The sequence below is a fragment of the Candidatus Paceibacterota bacterium genome, assembly GCA_041660505.1.
In the GTDB taxonomy this organism is placed as follows: Bacteria; Patescibacteriota; Minisyncoccia; order Phycocordibacterales; family JACRKE01; genus JBAZWG01.
In genome coordinates this window covers 105,512-122,144 of record JBAZWG010000001.1, presented here as the reverse complement: position 1 = coordinate 122,144, position 16,633 = coordinate 105,512, and the positions used below count along the sequence as shown (strand labels likewise).

Genomic DNA, 16,633 nt, shown 5'->3' with positions numbered 1-16,633 from the left:
GCGTAGGTGGCAGAGCGGTCAAATGCAAGAGACTGTAAATCTCTCGCCCTATGGGCTACGAAGGTTCGAATCCTTCCCTACGCATAAAGTTTAGTCGATGTTTTCTGGTGGCCACTCTGTAAATTTTAGCAAAGCTTGTTTGGTGTTATCGATTTTATTGTGATATAGTATTTACTATGGAAGGTTCGCCACGAGACATAGTGAGAGTGCCGAATGCTGCTGAGGATGCGTTCACGTGGCGTTACGAAGAAATTAATCATTGGCTTGAGAAATTCGGTTTACCAGAGATAGACTTATCAAAATCAAAAGTTCTTGATGTCGGATCGGGTGATGGCACCATGGTTTCAGATTTAAGAAGCCACGGTATAGATGCATTTGGCGTAGAAATACGTTCGCGAGGAGAAAACAAGGCCGGCATAGTAGAAGCAAGAATTGAGAGACTGCCGTTTATTGAAAATTCTTTTGACGTCATTATTGCGGCCGGCGTTTTTCATCAAGGATTATATAATCAGAATCAGGAAGAAATGCTTAGTGAAATTTTTCGCGTTCTGAAGCCAAACGGAGTTTTTCTTAAGCTTTCGTCGGGCGATCTTGGTAAAAAACCAGATGAACTTGTACTAGTTTCTGGAACTGAAAAAAAGTTTTCTGCTTACGTCAAAAAGCTTTGATATGTCCTCGGCGGGAATCGAACCCACATCACTCCCTTCGGAGGGGAGTATTCTATCCATTAGACTACGAGGACTTTTGCTGCCATCTTGCGGTCACTCCAGCCGGTAAAATTCTTCCCGTTGCAGAGCCTTTTAAGCCGAGCTCCTCGGAATGAACACTACCACCCTTGCCTTTCATCGCGCTCTCAAGTAAGTTGCTCATGACTGTTGCGGGTAGTCCTGATGTGTATGAGTTAATTAAAAAGAACAGAGGCTTATCAGAAAGTACGGTGACGCACTCTTTGACGAGTGGCCAGAGCATTTTCTCTATCTTCCATGTCTCTCCCTTGGTACCACGACCGTAGGATGGTGGGTCCATAATAATGCCGTCGTATTTGACACCGCGCTTTGCCTCACGCTCCACGAATTTGAAGACATCATCAACGATCCAGCGCACACTCACCTCACCCCCTTGCCCCCTCTCCGAAGGAGAGGGGGGATTCTTGAGAGTTTCCCTTCCCTTTCGGGGAGGGGTTAGGGGTGAGGCTTGGTTTAACTCTAAGTTCTCGCGCGCCCAGGTCACGACGCCCTTGGAAGCATCCACGTGTGTCACCCTAGCACCTGCCGAAGCACAGGCGACTGTTGCCGCCCCCGTATAGGCAAAGAGATTAAGCACGGAAATTTTCTCTGCCCCAACTCCTAACTCCAAACTCCTAGCTCCTATTGTGTCGCGCAGCCAGCCCCAATTCACTGCCTGTTCCGGAAATAATCCGGTATGTTTAAAGTCTGTCGGGCGCACCCAGAAACTCAAACTAGAAGGCGAGGCCTTGGGCATCAAGAAGGCCTCGCCTTCTAGTTTGTACGAAATCTTCCATCGCTCGGGCAGTTCCTTTGTAAACCTCCAAGAGCCGCCACCGGAGGTACTACGCGTATAAACTCCCACCGCAGTATTCCAAAGTTCCGGCCGCTCCTTCTGCCATAGAGTCTGTGGGTCAGGCCGTGCCAGAACATACTTGCCCCAACGCTCCAGCTTCATTCCGTCACCGGAGTCGATGAGCTCATAATCTTTCCAATTAGTCGGGGTTAACATAAAATTTCGAGGGCGGGGGATGAAGTAATCGAAACTTCGCCTAGCGTTTTGGAGACGCTTGTTCTGCCACTAAACTAATCCCCCAAGATTTAAACACCAAAGCGCCTTTCGGCGCTTTTAACTATACCAGAGAATGCGAAACCATTCCAGAGGTTCGACCTTTTTTGTGCTTAAGGTCGAACCTCGAAAATCGAGCTAGATTTTCTTTTCTTTATGCGGGGTCTGCTTCTTGCACCACTTGCAAAACTTCTTGAGCTCAATTTTGCGTTCAACTTTCTTCTTATTCTTGGACGTAAAGTAGTTCTCGTGCTTGCACGTCTTGCAGGCTAATTTGAAAAGTCGGTCTTGGGACATTGGGATAGTTTTTAGTTGGTAGTTTTTAGTTATTAGATGATACTACAAAATACGTCGTTTGGCAACTTTTGTCACAGGTGGTAAGCTTAACCCATGGAACTCGACGAAAACAACCCCGCACAGCCATTATTTACCGTCAGTGAGTTCTTGGATGCGGTCAACTATGTATTGAAGCACGACAAGGCACTGGTCAGGGGCGAAGTGACCGACTTTAAGAAGGGGAAGTGGATATCATTCTCGCTTAAAGACAAAGATGATAATTCTCTGCTCAAATGCGTGATGGGCGCCTGGCTCTATAATCAGATCGGCGTACAGATCGAAGACGGCATGGAAATAAAGATCTCCGGTTCTCCGAGTATAAATAAAGCGTATGGTTCGTTTGGCTTCTGGGTAGAGACGATAGAACCCTTGGGCGAGGGCTCGCTAAAAAAAGCGTATGAATTGCTCGTCAAAAAATTAAGAGAAGAAGGACTATTTACCCGCAAGCGCGAACTACCGGAATTTATCGAGCGCATTGGAGTTATATCGTCGAAGCATGGTGTGGTTATTCATGACTTCAAACAGAATCTCGATAAGCGCGGATATAAGATTATTTTTAAAGATGCGCGAGTCGAGGGCGCCGATGCTGTCGGCCAAATTGTAGAGGCGATACACGAGCTTCAAAATAAAAAGTACAATCTTGATATACTGGTAATAATCAGAGGTGGTGGGAGTCTCGAGAGTATGCAGGCATTTAATAACGAAGCTGTGGCGCGGGCGATATTCGCCTCGAACATTCCTATAATCGCCGGTATCGGTCATGATGTGGATGTGCCTATTGCCTCGCTCGTGGCGGATAGAGAAGAGTCGACGCCGACCGGCGCCGCACATGCTGTGAACGAGTCATGGAACAGGCTTGAAAGTTTACTGCCAATATATGAACGCAACACGCTTGCTTATTTGGATATGAGTAGAATTAAAGAATCTGTAACAGGTCTGGGAAAAGTTATCTCCGCGCAATTTAGCCAGATGCTAGAAGATGCGCAGACAGAATTAAAGAGATGCGCGCAGCTCGTGACACTGCTTGACCCGGCCAGGAATTTGAGGCTGGGATATAGTATAGTGAGGAGCGGGGGAAAGGTGCTAAAGAGTGTTAAGCAAGCTAAACTTGGCGCGGAATTAAATATAGAACTTGGTGACGGGGAAATTATCAGTAAAGTTATAAAAATATGAAAAAGCAGAATATAAAAGAATCACTTGATAAGCTTGAGAAGATTTCGAGCTGGTTCGAGGAGCAGAAGGATATAGACGTAGAGGCCGGACTCGAGAAAGTGAAGACGGCTGCCGTATTAATCAAAGATCTCAAATCGAGACTCAAAGATGTCGAGAATGAATTCGAGGAAGTGAAGAAGGAGTTGGGAGATAGGAGTTAGGAGTTGGGAGATAGGGAAACCCAATGCGAGACTATTTCCTCGATTTCTTCACGATCTTCCGGATTGAACCATTTCGTATCAGGCGCGTACTTTTTAAACCACGTCATCTGACGTTTGGCGTATTGCCAGATCTCTGATTCAAGCTTTATTATCATCTGCTCTCTATTTAGTGTGTGTTGTAAAAATAACGAGACGTATTTATATTCCAGGCCGAACGACTCAAGCTTTTTCCAGCTGACGCCTGATGTGTGAAGGCTCTCAACCTCTTCGATCATCCTCGCATCCATACGCGCAATGAGGCGATCATGAATGCGCTTTTTTAAAATCGGGCCGTGCACTTGCAGGCCTATATATAGAGTGTCATATGCAGAGGATTCTATGAGTTCTGGCACCTCGCCGATTGCACGCGCAATTTCTATCGCCCGCACAAGTCGGCGGCGGTTATTTTTATCAATATTCTCGGCGCGGTTGGGGTCTAGTTTTTCGAGCTCTACTACCATATCTGCAGTATCCCAGGTCTCGAGCTCTTCTCGCAGTTCAAAATTCGGCGGCACCTTCGGCAGGGAGCTGTTCTGTGTTATTGCCTTAATGTATAATCCCGTCCCGCCGCAAAGTATCGGCAACTTCCCAAGGGATTGAATATCAGTAATTGCAGCCCTCGCAAGTTCTTGATAAGTGGCAACGCTAAAATTTTCGTCAGGTTCTGCAACATCAAGCAAATGATGTTTTACGCCTCGCATCTCGTCATGAGTAATCTTGCCCGTGCCAATATCCATTCTGCAGTAAACCTGCCGCGAGTCGGCCGAAATAACCTCACCGTTGAATTTGAGGGCGAGCGAAACAGCGAGAGCGGATTTACCGGTCGCTGTCGGACCGAGGACTACTAGAAGTTTATCTTGCATACTCCCGTCCATAGAGTAGCTTGTGGATTTTTTGAAAATATTCTGCAGCTTTACGTGTGTCCTTCTCCATAATCATGCGCTCGAGATCAGCATTTACTTCATCGGCGAGATCATTATATTCTCGAACCTTTTCAGGATTACTGCTATTTCTGATGTAAAGATTTAATGAGGACTGTCGTTCGTTCACCGTACCGTCGTCGTTTAAATAAACTCCATAACGTTCTCCGTATTTGGGAATGGGGAAGTATGTTCTTAGCGATTTTATTGCATTGTCGTCTGGATTCTGATTTCTTGAAAACTGCATGATGCCCATCCATGCGTTGAAAGCGTCAGCATGCAGACCCGTTTTTTCGATTGAAGCATCTGCATTTTTTCGATAACTTTCATTTGCGATATCTTTAGATTCAGTCGGTAGATTTTCCATATAATTTTTAGTTCTTATAAAAATTAACTAATTGAATAAACTTGTCACAATCCTTGGAAATACGCACGGTATATTTCATGGAAGTTCTCTGGTAAGCTTTATATAGATGCGGCTTACCGGTATACTCGATTTTTGCGCCGGAAAATTCAGGAAATTCCCGCTCAATATCTTGTCGAACAGATTCCGGTATAATCTCTTGAGGAATTAGTAATTCTGTCATGATTCTGGTGCCGGGGGGGAGACTCGAACTCCCACACCCTTGCGGATACACGATTTTGAGTCGTGTGCGGCTACCATTACGCCACCCCGGCTTGTTGGATAATACTAGCAGAAAAAAGATGATTTGTGTATAATTAGTCTCACTATGGCAGAAGAAGTACAAAATCCATTTCTCGGGAACTCTATATTCTGGGTGGATGTCAACAAGATCCGGCCGAATCCTTTCCAGCCACGCAGGGAGTTCGACGAAGCGCGGCTTAAGGATATGGCCGACTCTATCCGTGCTTACGGCATATTGCAGCCGCTTACGGTTACGCGTAAAGAAATTTTTAACGAAGATGGTTTGAGTACCGAATATGAGCTCATCGCGGGGGAGCGCCGTCTGCGTGCTTCCAAGATCGCCGGCGTCACACAGGTCCCGGTCATTATTAAAGCCGACGCGGAATCTGACAAAATCAAACTAGAGCTCGCTATTATTGAGAATCTCCAACGCGAGGACATCAGCGCCCTCGATAGGGCAATGGCTTTTGACAAACTCTGCCGCGAGTTCGGCCTTAAGCATATCGAGATTGCAAAGAAGATCGGTAAGAGCCGAGAATATGTATCGAACACTATTCGCCTCTTGATGCTTCCCGACGAGATGAAGCAGGCCTTGCGCGACGGCAAGATTAATGAGGGTCACACACGGCCACTCCTCATGTTGGGCGACAGGCCGGAAGAGCAGATGACGCTATTTAAGGAGATTATCGTCAAACGCCTTTCTGTGCGCGAGGCAGAACGCATCTCGCGTAAAATTGCTTATGATAAAGCGCGCAAGAAAGAATATGTGAACAATCCAGAATTGCTTGATCTGGAAGAGAGACTCACCGAGAAGCTTGGTACACGCGTGCAGATAGAAGCAAAAGATTTCGGCGGGAGAGTTACTATCGATTACTTTTCTACCAACGACCTACGCAATTTCTTAGATCTCGTAAATACATCACTAGAAAAACATTTTGGCGGAGTGCTCAAGTTCGATCACCCCGATCACTTCTTGGGTGCAGACAAACAGGAAGACAAGCTTGCAGAATCGCTCGAGGAGGCTGTGGAGGAAGACCCTGCCACGATAGAAACGCCGGATTCAGACGATCAAGATTTATATTCTGTAAACAGTTTCTCTATATAGTTTTATTTTTCTTTATTCAGTTGCGGGCGTTCTTTGAGGCGCAAGAGACCTTGTCGTATGTGGCGTTTAGTGAGTGCGGCTTGGGCATAATCCAGCCACTTCTCATGTGGTCTCCCGTTTTTCTTTGTAATAATTTCTACCACGTCGCCGTTATTCAACTTCTCTTCGAGCGGAGCAATTTTATTATTAACCTTCGCGGCAACCATTTTGTTGCCTATTTCCGAATGAACAGAGTAGGCAAAGTCTACAGGCGTTGAACCCTCCGGCAATTCTATTACATCGCCCTTCGGAGTGAAGGCGAAGATTTGATAACGGAAAATATCAGTCTTCAAATGCTCCATGTACTGTTCCGAAGAATCGTTCTTGAGCAGTTTCTGCCAATTTAAGAGCTGGCGCACCCAAGCTAGACTATCGTGGATAACGCCGCCCTTTTGCGGTTTGTCGAGCTCATTGTAGGCGAAGTGGGCGGCGATGCCGTATTCCGCCTCCTCGTGCATTTGGTGCGTTCGTATTTGAACCTCTACCATGCCACCGTCTCCGGTAAATATCGTAGTGTGGAGACTCTGGTAGCCGTTCGGCTTCGGAGTAGCTATGTAATCTTTAAATCTTCCCGGCACCGGCTGCCAGTTGCTGTGTATAATGCCGAGTGCTTGATAGCACTGCTCGACTGTCGGCAAGATGACGCGGAGAGCGGCGATATCATAAATCTTCTCGATATCCATGCCTTTCTCACGCAGTTTTTTGAAGGTGCTATATATTCCCTTAATGCGATAATTAACCTTCGCGTCCGCGAGATTATTAACAGCAAGCTCGCGCTTAACGCCCCTATAAGTCTTTTCGAGTCGCGCGCGATTCTCTTTTGATTTTATATGTAGAAGCTCTTTTACCTTTTTATATTCAGCAGGGAAGGCGTAGGGAAACGAGCGGTCTTCGAGCTCTTCTTTAAGCTTACCCAAGCCTAGTCTGTCGGCAAGGCGCGCGTAGATATCTATAGTCTCGACAGCGATACGGTGTTGCTTATCGGGGCGTACGAATTCCAGCGTCCGGACGTTGTGTAAACGATCGGCGAGCTTGATGAAAAGGACGCGAATGTCCTTAGACATCGCAACGAAAAGCCGACGCAGGTTCTCTGCATGTCGCTCGACGCCTTGATATTTGAGCTTCCCCAATTTTGTGACGCCCTGAACCAAGAAACAAATATCATGACCGAACTCCTTTTTAATAACGTCATCCGTTACATGCCCGTCTTCGACAGTGTCGTGCAACAAACCGGCGGCAATGGTATTCGCATCCAGACCAAGTTCTGCGAGGATTAACCCGACGTCGTACGCGTGAATAAAATATTCCTCACCGGAAAATCTGGTCTGGCCTTGATGGGCCTCTTTAGAAAAAATAAATGCTTTTATCACCACCGCATCGTCTTCTGACGATCTTCGCTTCATCTTGTTCAGCAGGTCCTGAACGTGGAGTTGCATATTATTCTTTTAGATTCTTTTTTACAGGCAGGTTATTTTTACAGGCTTTATCACTGCAACGCTCTGGAATGGTCTTCGTTCCCTCCATCATAAGCGAACCGCAAAGTTCGCAAATACGGCCGGTCGGCCGCGATTTCATAATGAATTTGCAGGCAGGATAATTGTTACAGCTAAAGAACGGACCGAAGCGACCGCGCCGTTCCGCGACCTCGCCTTTTTTGCAGACCGGACACTCTACACCTGTCGTTGGTGGTTTCGGCGCGTTCGGGTCTACTTTTACGAATTTACATTTAGGATATCTACTGCAGGCGATGAAGCGGCCATTCTTGCCCTCGCGCTCGACGAGCTTGCCCTTGCCACACTCTGGGCACATTTCGCCCGTTTCTTTTATCTCTTTCTTCTCAAGAATTTTGCCCTCGATAGTTAGAGCGCCATCACAGTCTGGGAAGCGTTTACATGAGAGAAAGCGCCCCATCTTAGACAGTTTAATCTCCATCGGGCCGCCGCACTTGGGGCATTTTATCGATTGGTCTGCGTCGCCCATACTCGTCACCTTCTCTATTTTACCTTTTTCTTTGACTAATTTTGTAAATGGTCCGTAGAAGGCCTTAAGCGTCTTCGTATAATCCCTAGTGCCGTCGGCTATTTCATCAAGCTCATCCTCCATCTCGGCCGTGAACGAGTCACTGATTATGTCGGCGAAGTGCGTCTCGAGGAAGCCGCTGACCACCTCACCTACATCGGTCGGCTTGAGCGACTTCTGCTCTTTATCTACATACTTACGCGCGAGCAACGTCTCTATAATAGAGGCATATGTAGAAGGTCTGCCAATACCGCGCTTCTCGAGTTCTTTGATTAAGCCCGCTTCTGTGTATCGTGGTGGCGGCATGGTTTGCTTCTGTTCAGAATCGATTGAAATCAAAGTGAGTATGTCGCCCTCTGCAATATCAGGGAGAATGACATCATCGTCACTTCCTGATAAATCGGCCTTAAGCCAACCAGGGAAGAGGAGCTGTGAACCAGCCGCTGTGAATTCTTTGAGTTCTGTGCCAGACACAAGAGCAGAAACTTTGGTTTTATTTACAATCGCATCTTTCATTTGTGATGCAATTGTGCGCGACCATATCAGAGAATAAAGACGTTTTTCGTCGTCGCTCGTGCCGGCACGTTCCGTACTCGGATTAGTTGGGCGGATTGCTTCATGCGCTTCTTGCGCGTTCTTGACCTTGGTCGTGAACACGCGCTGCTCGACATAGTCGGCGCCAAACTTTTTCGTCACCGTCTCGAGTATAAGTGGTAGCGCATCCTGACTGATGCTGGTGCTGTCTGTACGCATGTAGGTGATGAGACCGTTCTCATAGAGCTTCTGGGCGGCACGCATGGTGCGCCCGGGATTGAAGCCGAGCTGGGAGCTGGCCGCTTGCTGGATGGTCGAGGTGGTGAAAGGTGCGCGCGGTTTCTTGTTGGCCTTCTCTTTCTTTACTTCACTCACTTGCCAGACGCCTTTTTTAGCCTTGGCTAGTATATCGTCGGTAATATCTTGAGCTTCCGGCTTTTCTGAATAGGCGAGCGACAGCTCTTTCTTGGCTGGCGTGTTGGTAAGGGCAGAGATAACCCAAAAGTCTTTTGGGATGAAAGCTTTTATTTCGCGTTCTCGCTCGCAGAGTATTCGAAGCGCCGGCGATTGGACGCGCCCGGCCGAGAGACCGTAACGAACCTTCTTCCAAATTAATCCAGACAAATCATAACCCACTAGCCTATCAAGCACGCGCCTTGCCTCTTGCGCCTTGCGCAAATTTTGGTCGATATCGCGCGGATGCGCCATGGCTTCGTTTACCGCACGCTCGGTAATCTCGTGGAATGCCACCCGCTTCATTTTTAGTCGGGAAGGTCTCTCCTTACCGCCCCCAATAAGTTCCGCGATATGCCAAGCGATAGCCTCGCCTTCACGGTCGGGGTCGGTCGCCAGTATCACTTCATCGGCCTTCCTGGCTAGCGACTTGAGCTCGCTTACCACAGCCTCCTTGCCCGGTGTAATTTCATAATTAGGAATAAAACCGCCCTCAATATCGATGGCGTCTTTGTTGCTCTTGGGCAAATCGCGCACGTGCCCGACAGAAGCCTTGACGGTATATTCGCCGTGCAGATATTTGGATATCGTCTTCGCTTTGGAAGGGGATTCTACAATTAATAGTTTCATATCAATATTCTAGCATACATCAGAAAAACTATTTTTCAAAATACCCGCCTCACCGGCGGGTCGCCGAAGAGGCGACTACGAAATCCGCATTTCGCCAAGAGATTCTTTTATCAGCCCCTTAATTTCCATCATTGTTAATAACGAATTTGCTTCGGAAATTTCTAAATTAAGTTCGCGCAAGAGATCATCTCTTGGCAATGGTTCTATCAGTATTTCGTATACTTTTTTCTCAAGTTCTGAAAGAGAAGATAAATCCAATAACGCTTGACCCGATTCTGATTCGAGCCCTAACTCTATCAAAATATCTTCCGACGAACAGACAGGTGAAGCGCCTTGTTTGAGGAGCCGATTGGCACCGATTGAGCTTTGATTAAATATCGAGCCCGGGACGACGAGCACAGTGCGGTTATAATCGAGCGCCATGCGGGCGGTCACAAGGGTCCCGGACCTGTCACCCGCTTCTATTATTAAGACAGCTTTAGACAAGCCGGCCATTATGCGGTTGCGTTGCGGGAAGGAATAGAGTGCGGCTTTAAAGCCCGGAGTATTCTCTGACAATAGTGCACCACCGGATTTTACAATCTCGTCGGCGAGTTTTACGTTTTGCCTCGGGTATAACGACTTACGATCAACGCCAGATGGCAAGACGGCAACGGTCGGTAAGCCGGCGCACAAGGCGGTCTTGTGTGCGAGCGTATCAATGCCGATCGCGAGACCGGAGACAATGCAAACAGGTTTGCCGGCGAGACCCATGATTAATTTCTCACAGCACTCGCGGCCATAGTTGGTGAATTTGCGAGAGCCAACGACGGCCAGATATATATAGTCATCGAAGTTCGGTAATTCACCATCGAGCCAGAGTTCCTTCGGCGGTTGCGGAATTTCGCGCAATACGCTTGGAATCTCTGAGCCTGTTAATTTCTGCATATTTTTATTATACCAAGTATAGTATAATCTTGATATGCAAAAGATTAATGTTGGCGTACTTCGCGGTGGACCGTCGAGCGAATATGATATCTCGCTCAAGACCGGTCAGCGAATATTACAAGAATTGCCGGAAGCGTATGATGCGCGCGATATTCTCCTGACCAAATCCGGTGGTTGGCACATAGACGGAGTCGAGACGACACCGGCGAAATTGCACGGAAGAGTCGATGTAATATTTAATGCGACCCACGGGCAGTATGGTGAGGATGGGAAAGTGCAACAGCTCTTGGATAGCTTTTCTATACCATATACCGGCTCTGGCCCGCTAGCCTCGGCGCTTGCGATGAATAAGTTCTTGGCGAAGGAGCGCTTCAAAAAAATGGGGATTAAAACACCACACGGCCTCACCCTAACCCTCTCCGAAGGAGAGGGAAATTGGGACGAGAATCTCTCCTTGGAAATTTTCCGCAAGATTGCGCCGTCGTGGGTGGTCAAGCCTATTTCTGCCGGATCGTCTAAGGGTATGACTATAGTGAAGCAAACGAAAGACTTGCCAGAGGCAATCCGCGAAGCGCGCAAACACGGTAATCAAGTCCTCGTCGAAGAATTCATCAGAGGTCAGGAAGTGACCTGCGGAGTCATCGACAACTTCCGTGGACAGAAGCATTACTCTTTAATTCCCATCTCGACACGCCAACTTTCTACGATTGAGAAAAAAGCGATTCAAGATATGGCTGTCCGTATCCATGAGACATTGGGCCTCAAGCATTATTCAGAAACAGATTTTATTATTTCTCCGCGGGGTATCTATGTATTGGAAACGAACAGCCAACCAGCGCTCCATCACGAAGCACTGTTTCCTAAAGCGCTCGAAGCCATAGGCTCGAGCTATCCCGCGTTCCTGAAGCACGTCATCGACATGGCGATAATTGGAGTCTAGAAATGTTTATACGCAGGTGCTAATATATAGAATTATAAAGTAATTTTAAAATTATGAATTTTGCTGTGAATCTCTGGAGTGTTGTGCTCGCTGTCGTTGCGAGCAGTGTCGTGATGGCGATTTGGTACGGGCCTTTATTTGGCAAGCAGTGGATGGTGCTCATGGGCTTCGATGATAGCCACAAGGCAGAAATGAAGAAAAGAATGGGCAAAGCGTGGGGCATCGCTATCGTCTCGGCATTCGTTGAGGCTTACGTATTAGCGCAACTCTTACAACTTGCGAATTTAACGGACGCATCCGGCGCAATCCAGTTCACCTTCATGCTTTGGCTCGGCTTCGTAGCCGCTATTGGCACTAGTGAAGTAAGCTGGGAAGGCAAGTCATGGAAACTCTACGGCATCAATGTCGGTTACTGCCTCGTCTCGATGCTCGTAATGAGCCTGGTGCTTCTCTGGAAATAAATTTTTGGACCCGAGCGGACTCGAACCGCTTACCTCCTCATTGCAAATGAGGCGTTCTACCAGATGAACTACGGGCCCCGATACGTCGAGACAGTATACTTAAAAAAGCGTATATTGACAATACGCTAAAGTTCTGGATACTTAATGATGATTTAGATTTCAGAGCTTTAAAACTTTCGTGTTTTTGGTAACAAGGAGGCCAAGTGTGCAAGTTTACTTTGATCTGTCCAAGCCCCTGCTCCCTGGGCATCCTCGAGCAGATCACCTGATCGCAGTCTGGCGTGGCAAGGAGACGCCGGACTTGAAGAAGCTCGAGCGGAGGCATGTCTCTCTGCACCTGCTGGAATGCGGGGCATGCAAGGCCAGCATGCAGGTGTTTGATGACAGTACGAGCTCCAAGCGGGTTAACCCGCAAACGCTCTGAAGTGTTACAGAGGCCGGACGCAAGTGCCGGCCTTTAGAATTTATGATATGATATTCAGATATGACACATACACAAGAAGAAATTGAAAACGAAAGCAACGAAGATATTCAGATTGAGGGACGCTTTGATAGACTCCTCAAGCAGTATAAAGTGACCGCGACCGCAAACGCGAGCCCGACTCACGTAGGCTTTCTAGAGTCCGTTACAAACGGCGAGCTCGACGACCTTATTGCCAAAGGTATAACCGACAAACAATTCGAGCGTGTTTATCTGCAGAACGCGGTTGCAAAAGCTATCAATGGACAGGACCTGGACACAGAAGAACATCAACTGCTTCTGGATTTATATACGGCCGCGGTCCACCACGGCATCGTGCATATGGCCCCGGAGAAACTGAATTAGCTATTCGTAGCGGAGCGCTTCTATCGGGGACTTCTGCGAAGCTTTATAGGCAGGATAGATGCCAAAGACGACACCGGTGAGAGATGAGACGGCGAAGGCGAGTATAATGGCCGACGGCGGGAGATTGAACGTCCAGCCGGTGGTTGAGAATGTGACAAGAATATAATAAAGCGCAATGACGACAAGCGCTCCGAGCGCGATACCGATAATGCCTCCGAGAAGCGTAAGGATGATAGCTTCGACTAGGAACTGACGAATAATATCCGTGCGCGTGGCGCCTACCGCTTTGCGCAAGCCAATCTCTTTGGTTCTTTCTATCACCGAGACGAGCATGATGTTCATAATGCCGATACCGCCGACGAGGAGCGAGATCATCGCAATGGCCGTGAGGAAGAGCGTCATAACACCGGTGATGGTGCCGAGAATCGCCACGGCGTCGTCTAGCGTCTGGATGGTAAAGTCATCTTTGTCTGGGTCGGTAATGCGATGGTTCTGGCGCAGGACAGATATCATGCGCGACTTAACGAATTCAAGATTATATTCCGGATTGGCTTGGACCGTAACGAAGTTGTAATAATCGATACCCAGAAGTTGTTTCTGGGCGACAGTTATCGGGATGAGAACAAGGTTGTCTTGATCCACTCCGCCCGGGCCCATACCCTTCTTTTCCAGTATGCCAACTACGCGAAGCGAGAGATTTTTAAAACGGAAGTTTTTGCCGATCGGATCCTTGTCGCCGAAGAGTGTCGTTGCCATCTTTGTGCCGAGGACGGCTACATGGTTAAGGCCGACTACATCTTCTTGATAAAATGGTTGGCCGCGCTCAACCTTAAATTCGCGGACGGAAAAATAAGTCTCCGTCGTACCGCTGAAGGTTGCCGTAGTGTCGTTGTTCTCGAAGACAGCCTTAGCTTGTCCGCGGACTTCGGCCGTGGCCGATAGAATAGACGGCTCGCGGAGAAACGCGTCCAGATCTTCTTTTACCAATGTCTTAATTATAATGCCCTGCACCGAAGGAGGGGATTGGAATCTGGAACCCTTGGTTGAGCCGGGGATAACGAAGACGAGATTGGAGCCGATACTCTTTACTTGTGACAAAATAAGATCTTGTGCCGACGCGCCGATAGACATAAGCACGATGACAGAAGCGATGCCGATTATGATACCGAGCATCGTGAGAGCTGTTCTAGTCTTGGCGTTACGCAGTCCGCGGACAGAAGTTTTTATTGAGTCAACAGTCTTCATTTTATTTTTGCCACACAAGGCAGTTTTCTGTGAGCCCCAGAAGACTGCCTTGTGTTAAGTTATTTAATGAGCTCGTTCATTTCCTGAATACTTTGGATGCGCGTATCCGATTCAATACGGCCATCTTTAACTTGAATAAGGCGATTGGCAAAAGACGCTGTCGACTTCTCGTGCGTGACAAGTATGACAGTATGCCCGGCTTTGTTAAGCCCTGCCAGGATGCTCATGACTTGCGCGCCGGACTTGGAGTCGAGGTTGCCGGTCGGCTCGTCGGCGAAGATGATGTCCGGCTCGCAGACCAAGGCGCGGGCGATGGCGACGCGTTGTTTCTGCCCGCCCGATAATGTGGCGGCTTCTGCGTTGGTTTTGTCGTCGAGCCCGACCTCATGAATAGCCTTTTCTATCCGTTTCTTGCGTTCGGCCCTCGGAATGTCGTTATACATTAGAGGGAGCTCCACGTTCTGATAGACGGTCTGACGCCCGAGAAGATTGAACGCCTGGAAGACGAAGCCCATGCGCGCATTGCGGAGGTGGGCGAAGTCGGTCTGATTCAGGTCATTTACATTCTTGCCGTCGAAGGTATACACGCCGGACGTCGGCGTATCCATGAAGCTCAAGATATGGAGAAGGGTGGATTTACCGGAACCGGATGGGCCCATAATAGAGACGAACTCGCCCTTCTCTATTTTAAAAGATACGGAATCAAGCGCGATAGTCTCGCCACCATCAGTATAGATCTTAGAAACATTCTTAAGGTCAATCATTTTGCTATTGTTTGATACCGATGTTCAGCACCGAGTCACCTTCGTTAACACCGCTCATTATCTCGACGAAGCCGTCAGGGTTGCGAATGCCTGTCTGTACAGGTATCTCACGGTAGCCGATTTTTTGCGTATTATCGCGGATACGGACAAACTTACCCTTATCGTTTTCCAGTATCGAATATTGGGGGAGTGCCAGAACCTGCTTCTTCGTTAATGTCTGAATGCGTAGGTTCGCCGTCATACCGCTTTTAACTCTTGGGTCAGATTTGTCGAAGCGCAACGTCGTTTTAAAGTTAACGACGCCGTCGACTATCGTCTCTGCCGGATCTATAAGAACCACTTTGCCACTGAAGCTTTCGCCGGGGAAAGCGTCCAAAGAGATGATCACCGGATTGAGCGTAGTGACAGAACCGATATCGGTCTCCGGAATATTGGACTCTATGTCATACGCATTTGTACTTACCACACGGACAAGGGCGCTATTGGCAGAGGCGATTTCGCCAACCTTGGCATCGACAGTGGAGACAACACCCGCTACCGGCGAACGCATTATGGTATCGGCAAGAGATGACCTTAATTGTGCGACCTTACCCTTAGCCTGTAACACCGTGCTCTTCTGTGCAGAAATCTGGCTAGCCGGTGTTGCCGACTTGTCGAGCGTAAGCGTGTCTCTGGCGACAGAAAGAGTGGAAGATGCCGTGCGGAGCTTCTCCTCTGCGACCGATAAGTTGTTAATAGCAGTCTGGATATTCGTTCGCGCAGTGCTCACATCAGTTCTCCATCCAGAAAGCGTGGTTGTATTGACACTGCCGGACTGTGTCACCTGATTTAGCGCTAACGCAAGTTTGTCCAAGAATAGTGCGATCTGGGATAAGTTGGTCTTCTCTGTCTCGGTTTTAGAGATCAGAACCTCGTTAGAATCAGAAATCTTTGGAAGCGACGCGCCCCATGCGGAGAAGGCCAGCTCGAGGCCGCTCCTCAAATTGGCAACGTTCGAAGCGGTCTGGTTATCGGTCATGAAGGCGATTTGCGGATTATTACTGTATGCATTCGATATCATTTGGTCGGCCTTAGTATGAACCGCATCGTCTGCTGTTGTAAAGGCACTGTTCATTTTGTCTCGGAGGTTGCTTGTCGCGTCCTCAACAGCCGCTTGCGCACTAGCAACGGTTGCTTCTTGTACGGCTATCTCCTCGGGCCTTGTGCCATTCACCAGATCCTCGAGCTCGGACTCTTCTGTTTGGACACTTGCTTCTGCCTGGCTTATCTGCGCCAATATATCTGTCTGGTCGAGCGTGGCGATGGTGTCGCCCGGCGCGACATGAGCACCGACATCGACATACACTGATGTAATTCTTCCGGCTTTTGTAAATGCCAGCGAGATATCTTTAGAAGTCTTTACCCTCCCCGTAACGGCAACCTCCTGCGCCAGGTCCATCCGCGCAACTTTAATATCGCCACTGCCTGTCGTGCCACTCGACCTCCAGACGGTCAGTTTGGCGGTAATTAGGCCTATAATAACGATACCAATGATTATAAAGATGTATTTTTTCATGCCCGTAATTATACAATTTTTCCAACG

18 protein-coding genes and 5 tRNA genes are annotated in these 16,633 nt (G+C 48.2%); 8 read left to right on the top strand and 15 right to left on the bottom strand.

Annotated elements, in window-relative coordinates:
- Together WC764_00695 and WC764_00690 are read left to right on the top strand one after the other, a co-directional pair.
- Positions 1–84 (top strand) — tRNA-Tyr (locus WC764_00695).
- A gap of 92 nt (positions 85–176) precedes the next feature.
- Positions 177–668: a class I SAM-dependent methyltransferase gene (locus tag WC764_00690; protein ID MFA6006236.1), complete on the top strand. Its 492-nt coding sequence runs from the start codon at positions 177–179 to the stop codon at positions 666–668.
- A gap of 2 nt (positions 669–670) precedes the next feature.
- On the opposite strand, the gene WC764_00685 is transcribed toward WC764_00690, so the two are convergent.
- The 4 genes from WC764_00685 to rpmG form a co-directional block, all read right to left on the bottom strand.
- Positions 671–742: transfer RNA gene (locus tag WC764_00685), tRNA-Arg, on the bottom strand.
- Complete coding sequence (locus WC764_00680; protein MFA6006235.1) at positions 733–1,737, bottom strand: SAM-dependent methyltransferase; 1,005 nt, start codon at positions 1,735–1,737, stop codon at positions 733–735. Before WC764_00680 ends, WC764_00685 begins: the two co-directional genes overlap by 10 nt.
- A 13-nt stretch (positions 1,738–1,750) precedes the next feature.
- Positions 1,751–1,821: transfer RNA gene (locus tag WC764_00675), tRNA-Trp, on the bottom strand.
- Between the two features lie 111 nt (positions 1,822–1,932).
- Entirely contained in the window at positions 1,933–2,091 is a 159-nt protein-coding gene (gene rpmG, locus WC764_00670) for a 50S ribosomal protein L33 (protein MFA6006234.1), read from the bottom strand.
- 93 nt (positions 2,092–2,184) lie between these two features.
- Here rpmG and xseA point away from each other — a divergent pair, with 93 nt between their 5' ends.
- Together xseA and WC764_00660 are read left to right on the top strand one after the other, a co-directional pair.
- Entirely contained in the window at positions 2,185–3,303 is a 1,119-nt protein-coding gene (gene xseA, locus WC764_00665) for an exodeoxyribonuclease VII large subunit (protein ID MFA6006233.1), read from the top strand.
- The gene (locus WC764_00660; protein ID MFA6006232.1) at positions 3,300–3,503 is read left to right on the top strand and encodes a hypothetical protein; all 204 of its coding nucleotides are present in this window, start codon (positions 3,300–3,302) and stop codon (positions 3,501–3,503) included. Before xseA ends, WC764_00660 begins: the two co-directional genes overlap by 4 nt.
- Here WC764_00660 and miaA read toward each other — a convergent pair.
- The 4 genes from miaA to WC764_00640 form a co-directional block, all read right to left on the bottom strand.
- Complete coding sequence (gene miaA / locus WC764_00655; GenBank protein MFA6006231.1) at positions 3,500–4,405, bottom strand: tRNA (adenosine(37)-N6)-dimethylallyltransferase MiaA; 906 nt, start codon at positions 4,403–4,405, stop codon at positions 3,500–3,502. The genes WC764_00660 and miaA overlap by 4 nt on opposite strands.
- Positions 4,395–4,829, bottom strand: a complete 435-nt coding sequence (locus WC764_00650) for a hypothetical protein (GenBank protein MFA6006230.1) — start codon at positions 4,827–4,829, stop codon at positions 4,395–4,397. Before WC764_00650 ends, miaA begins: the two co-directional genes overlap by 11 nt.
- 7 nt (positions 4,830–4,836) lie before the next feature.
- Complete coding sequence (locus WC764_00645; protein ID MFA6006229.1) at positions 4,837–5,049, bottom strand: hypothetical protein; 213 nt, start codon at positions 5,047–5,049, stop codon at positions 4,837–4,839.
- A gap of 5 nt (positions 5,050–5,054) precedes the next feature.
- A tRNA-Leu gene (locus WC764_00640) sits at positions 5,055–5,140 on the bottom strand.
- A 53-nt stretch (positions 5,141–5,193) separates the two neighbouring features.
- Here WC764_00640 and WC764_00635 point away from each other — a divergent pair.
- Positions 5,194–6,213, top strand: a complete 1,020-nt coding sequence (locus WC764_00635) for a ParB/RepB/Spo0J family partition protein (protein ID MFA6006228.1) — start codon at positions 5,194–5,196, stop codon at positions 6,211–6,213.
- A gap of 2 nt (positions 6,214–6,215) precedes the next feature.
- On the opposite strand, the gene WC764_00630 is transcribed toward WC764_00635, so the two are convergent.
- From WC764_00630 to dprA, 3 genes are all read right to left on the bottom strand, one after another.
- Positions 6,216–7,688 (bottom strand): RelA/SpoT family protein, encoded by a 1,473-nt coding sequence (locus WC764_00630; GenBank protein ID MFA6006227.1) that lies wholly within the window; start codon positions 7,686–7,688, stop codon positions 6,216–6,218.
- A gap of 1 nt (position 7,689) precedes the next feature.
- Positions 7,690–9,888, bottom strand: coding sequence for a type I DNA topoisomerase (gene topA / locus WC764_00625; protein MFA6006226.1), 2,199 nt, complete (start codon positions 9,886–9,888; stop codon positions 7,690–7,692).
- Positions 9,889–9,963: 75 nt separating this feature from the next.
- Positions 9,964–10,815 (bottom strand): DNA-processing protein DprA, encoded by an 852-nt coding sequence (dprA, locus tag WC764_00620; GenBank protein ID MFA6006225.1) that lies wholly within the window; start codon positions 10,813–10,815, stop codon positions 9,964–9,966.
- 34 nt (positions 10,816–10,849) lie between these two features.
- Here dprA and WC764_00615 point away from each other — a divergent pair, with 34 nt between their 5' ends.
- A complete protein-coding gene (locus tag WC764_00615) occupies positions 10,850–11,755 on the top strand; it encodes an ATP-grasp domain-containing protein (GenBank protein ID MFA6006224.1) in 906 nt (301 codons plus the stop codon).
- A 53-nt stretch (positions 11,756–11,808) separates the two neighbouring features.
- Entirely contained in the window at positions 11,809–12,216 is a 408-nt protein-coding gene (locus WC764_00610) for a DUF1761 domain-containing protein (GenBank protein MFA6006223.1), read from the top strand.
- Between the two features lie 5 nt (positions 12,217–12,221).
- Here the strand turns inward: WC764_00610 and WC764_00605 are convergent.
- Positions 12,222–12,294 (bottom strand) — tRNA-Ala (locus WC764_00605).
- A 406-nt stretch (positions 12,295–12,700) separates the two neighbouring features.
- Here WC764_00605 and WC764_00600 point away from each other — a divergent pair.
- Positions 12,701–13,042, top strand: a complete 342-nt coding sequence (locus WC764_00600) for a hypothetical protein (protein ID MFA6006222.1) — start codon at positions 12,701–12,703, stop codon at positions 13,040–13,042.
- Here the strand turns inward: WC764_00600 and WC764_00595 are convergent, their stop codons facing one another.
- The 3 genes from WC764_00595 to WC764_00585 are packed head-to-tail and all read right to left on the bottom strand — an operon-like array spanning position 13,043 to position 16,606.
- On the bottom strand, positions 13,043–14,287 hold the full coding sequence (locus WC764_00595; GenBank protein MFA6006221.1) for an ABC transporter permease: 1,245 nt from the start codon (positions 14,285–14,287) through the stop codon (positions 13,043–13,045). It abuts the gene before it with no gap.
- 59 nt (positions 14,288–14,346) lie between these two features.
- The gene (locus tag WC764_00590) at positions 14,347–15,051 is read right to left on the bottom strand and encodes an ABC transporter ATP-binding protein (protein ID MFA6006220.1); all 705 of its coding nucleotides are present in this window, start codon (positions 15,049–15,051) and stop codon (positions 14,347–14,349) included.
- Between the two features lie 4 nt (positions 15,052–15,055).
- Positions 15,056–16,606, bottom strand: coding sequence for an efflux RND transporter periplasmic adaptor subunit (locus tag WC764_00585; GenBank protein ID MFA6006219.1), 1,551 nt, complete (start codon positions 16,604–16,606; stop codon positions 15,056–15,058).
- Between the last annotated feature and the right edge of the window lie 27 nt (positions 16,607–16,633).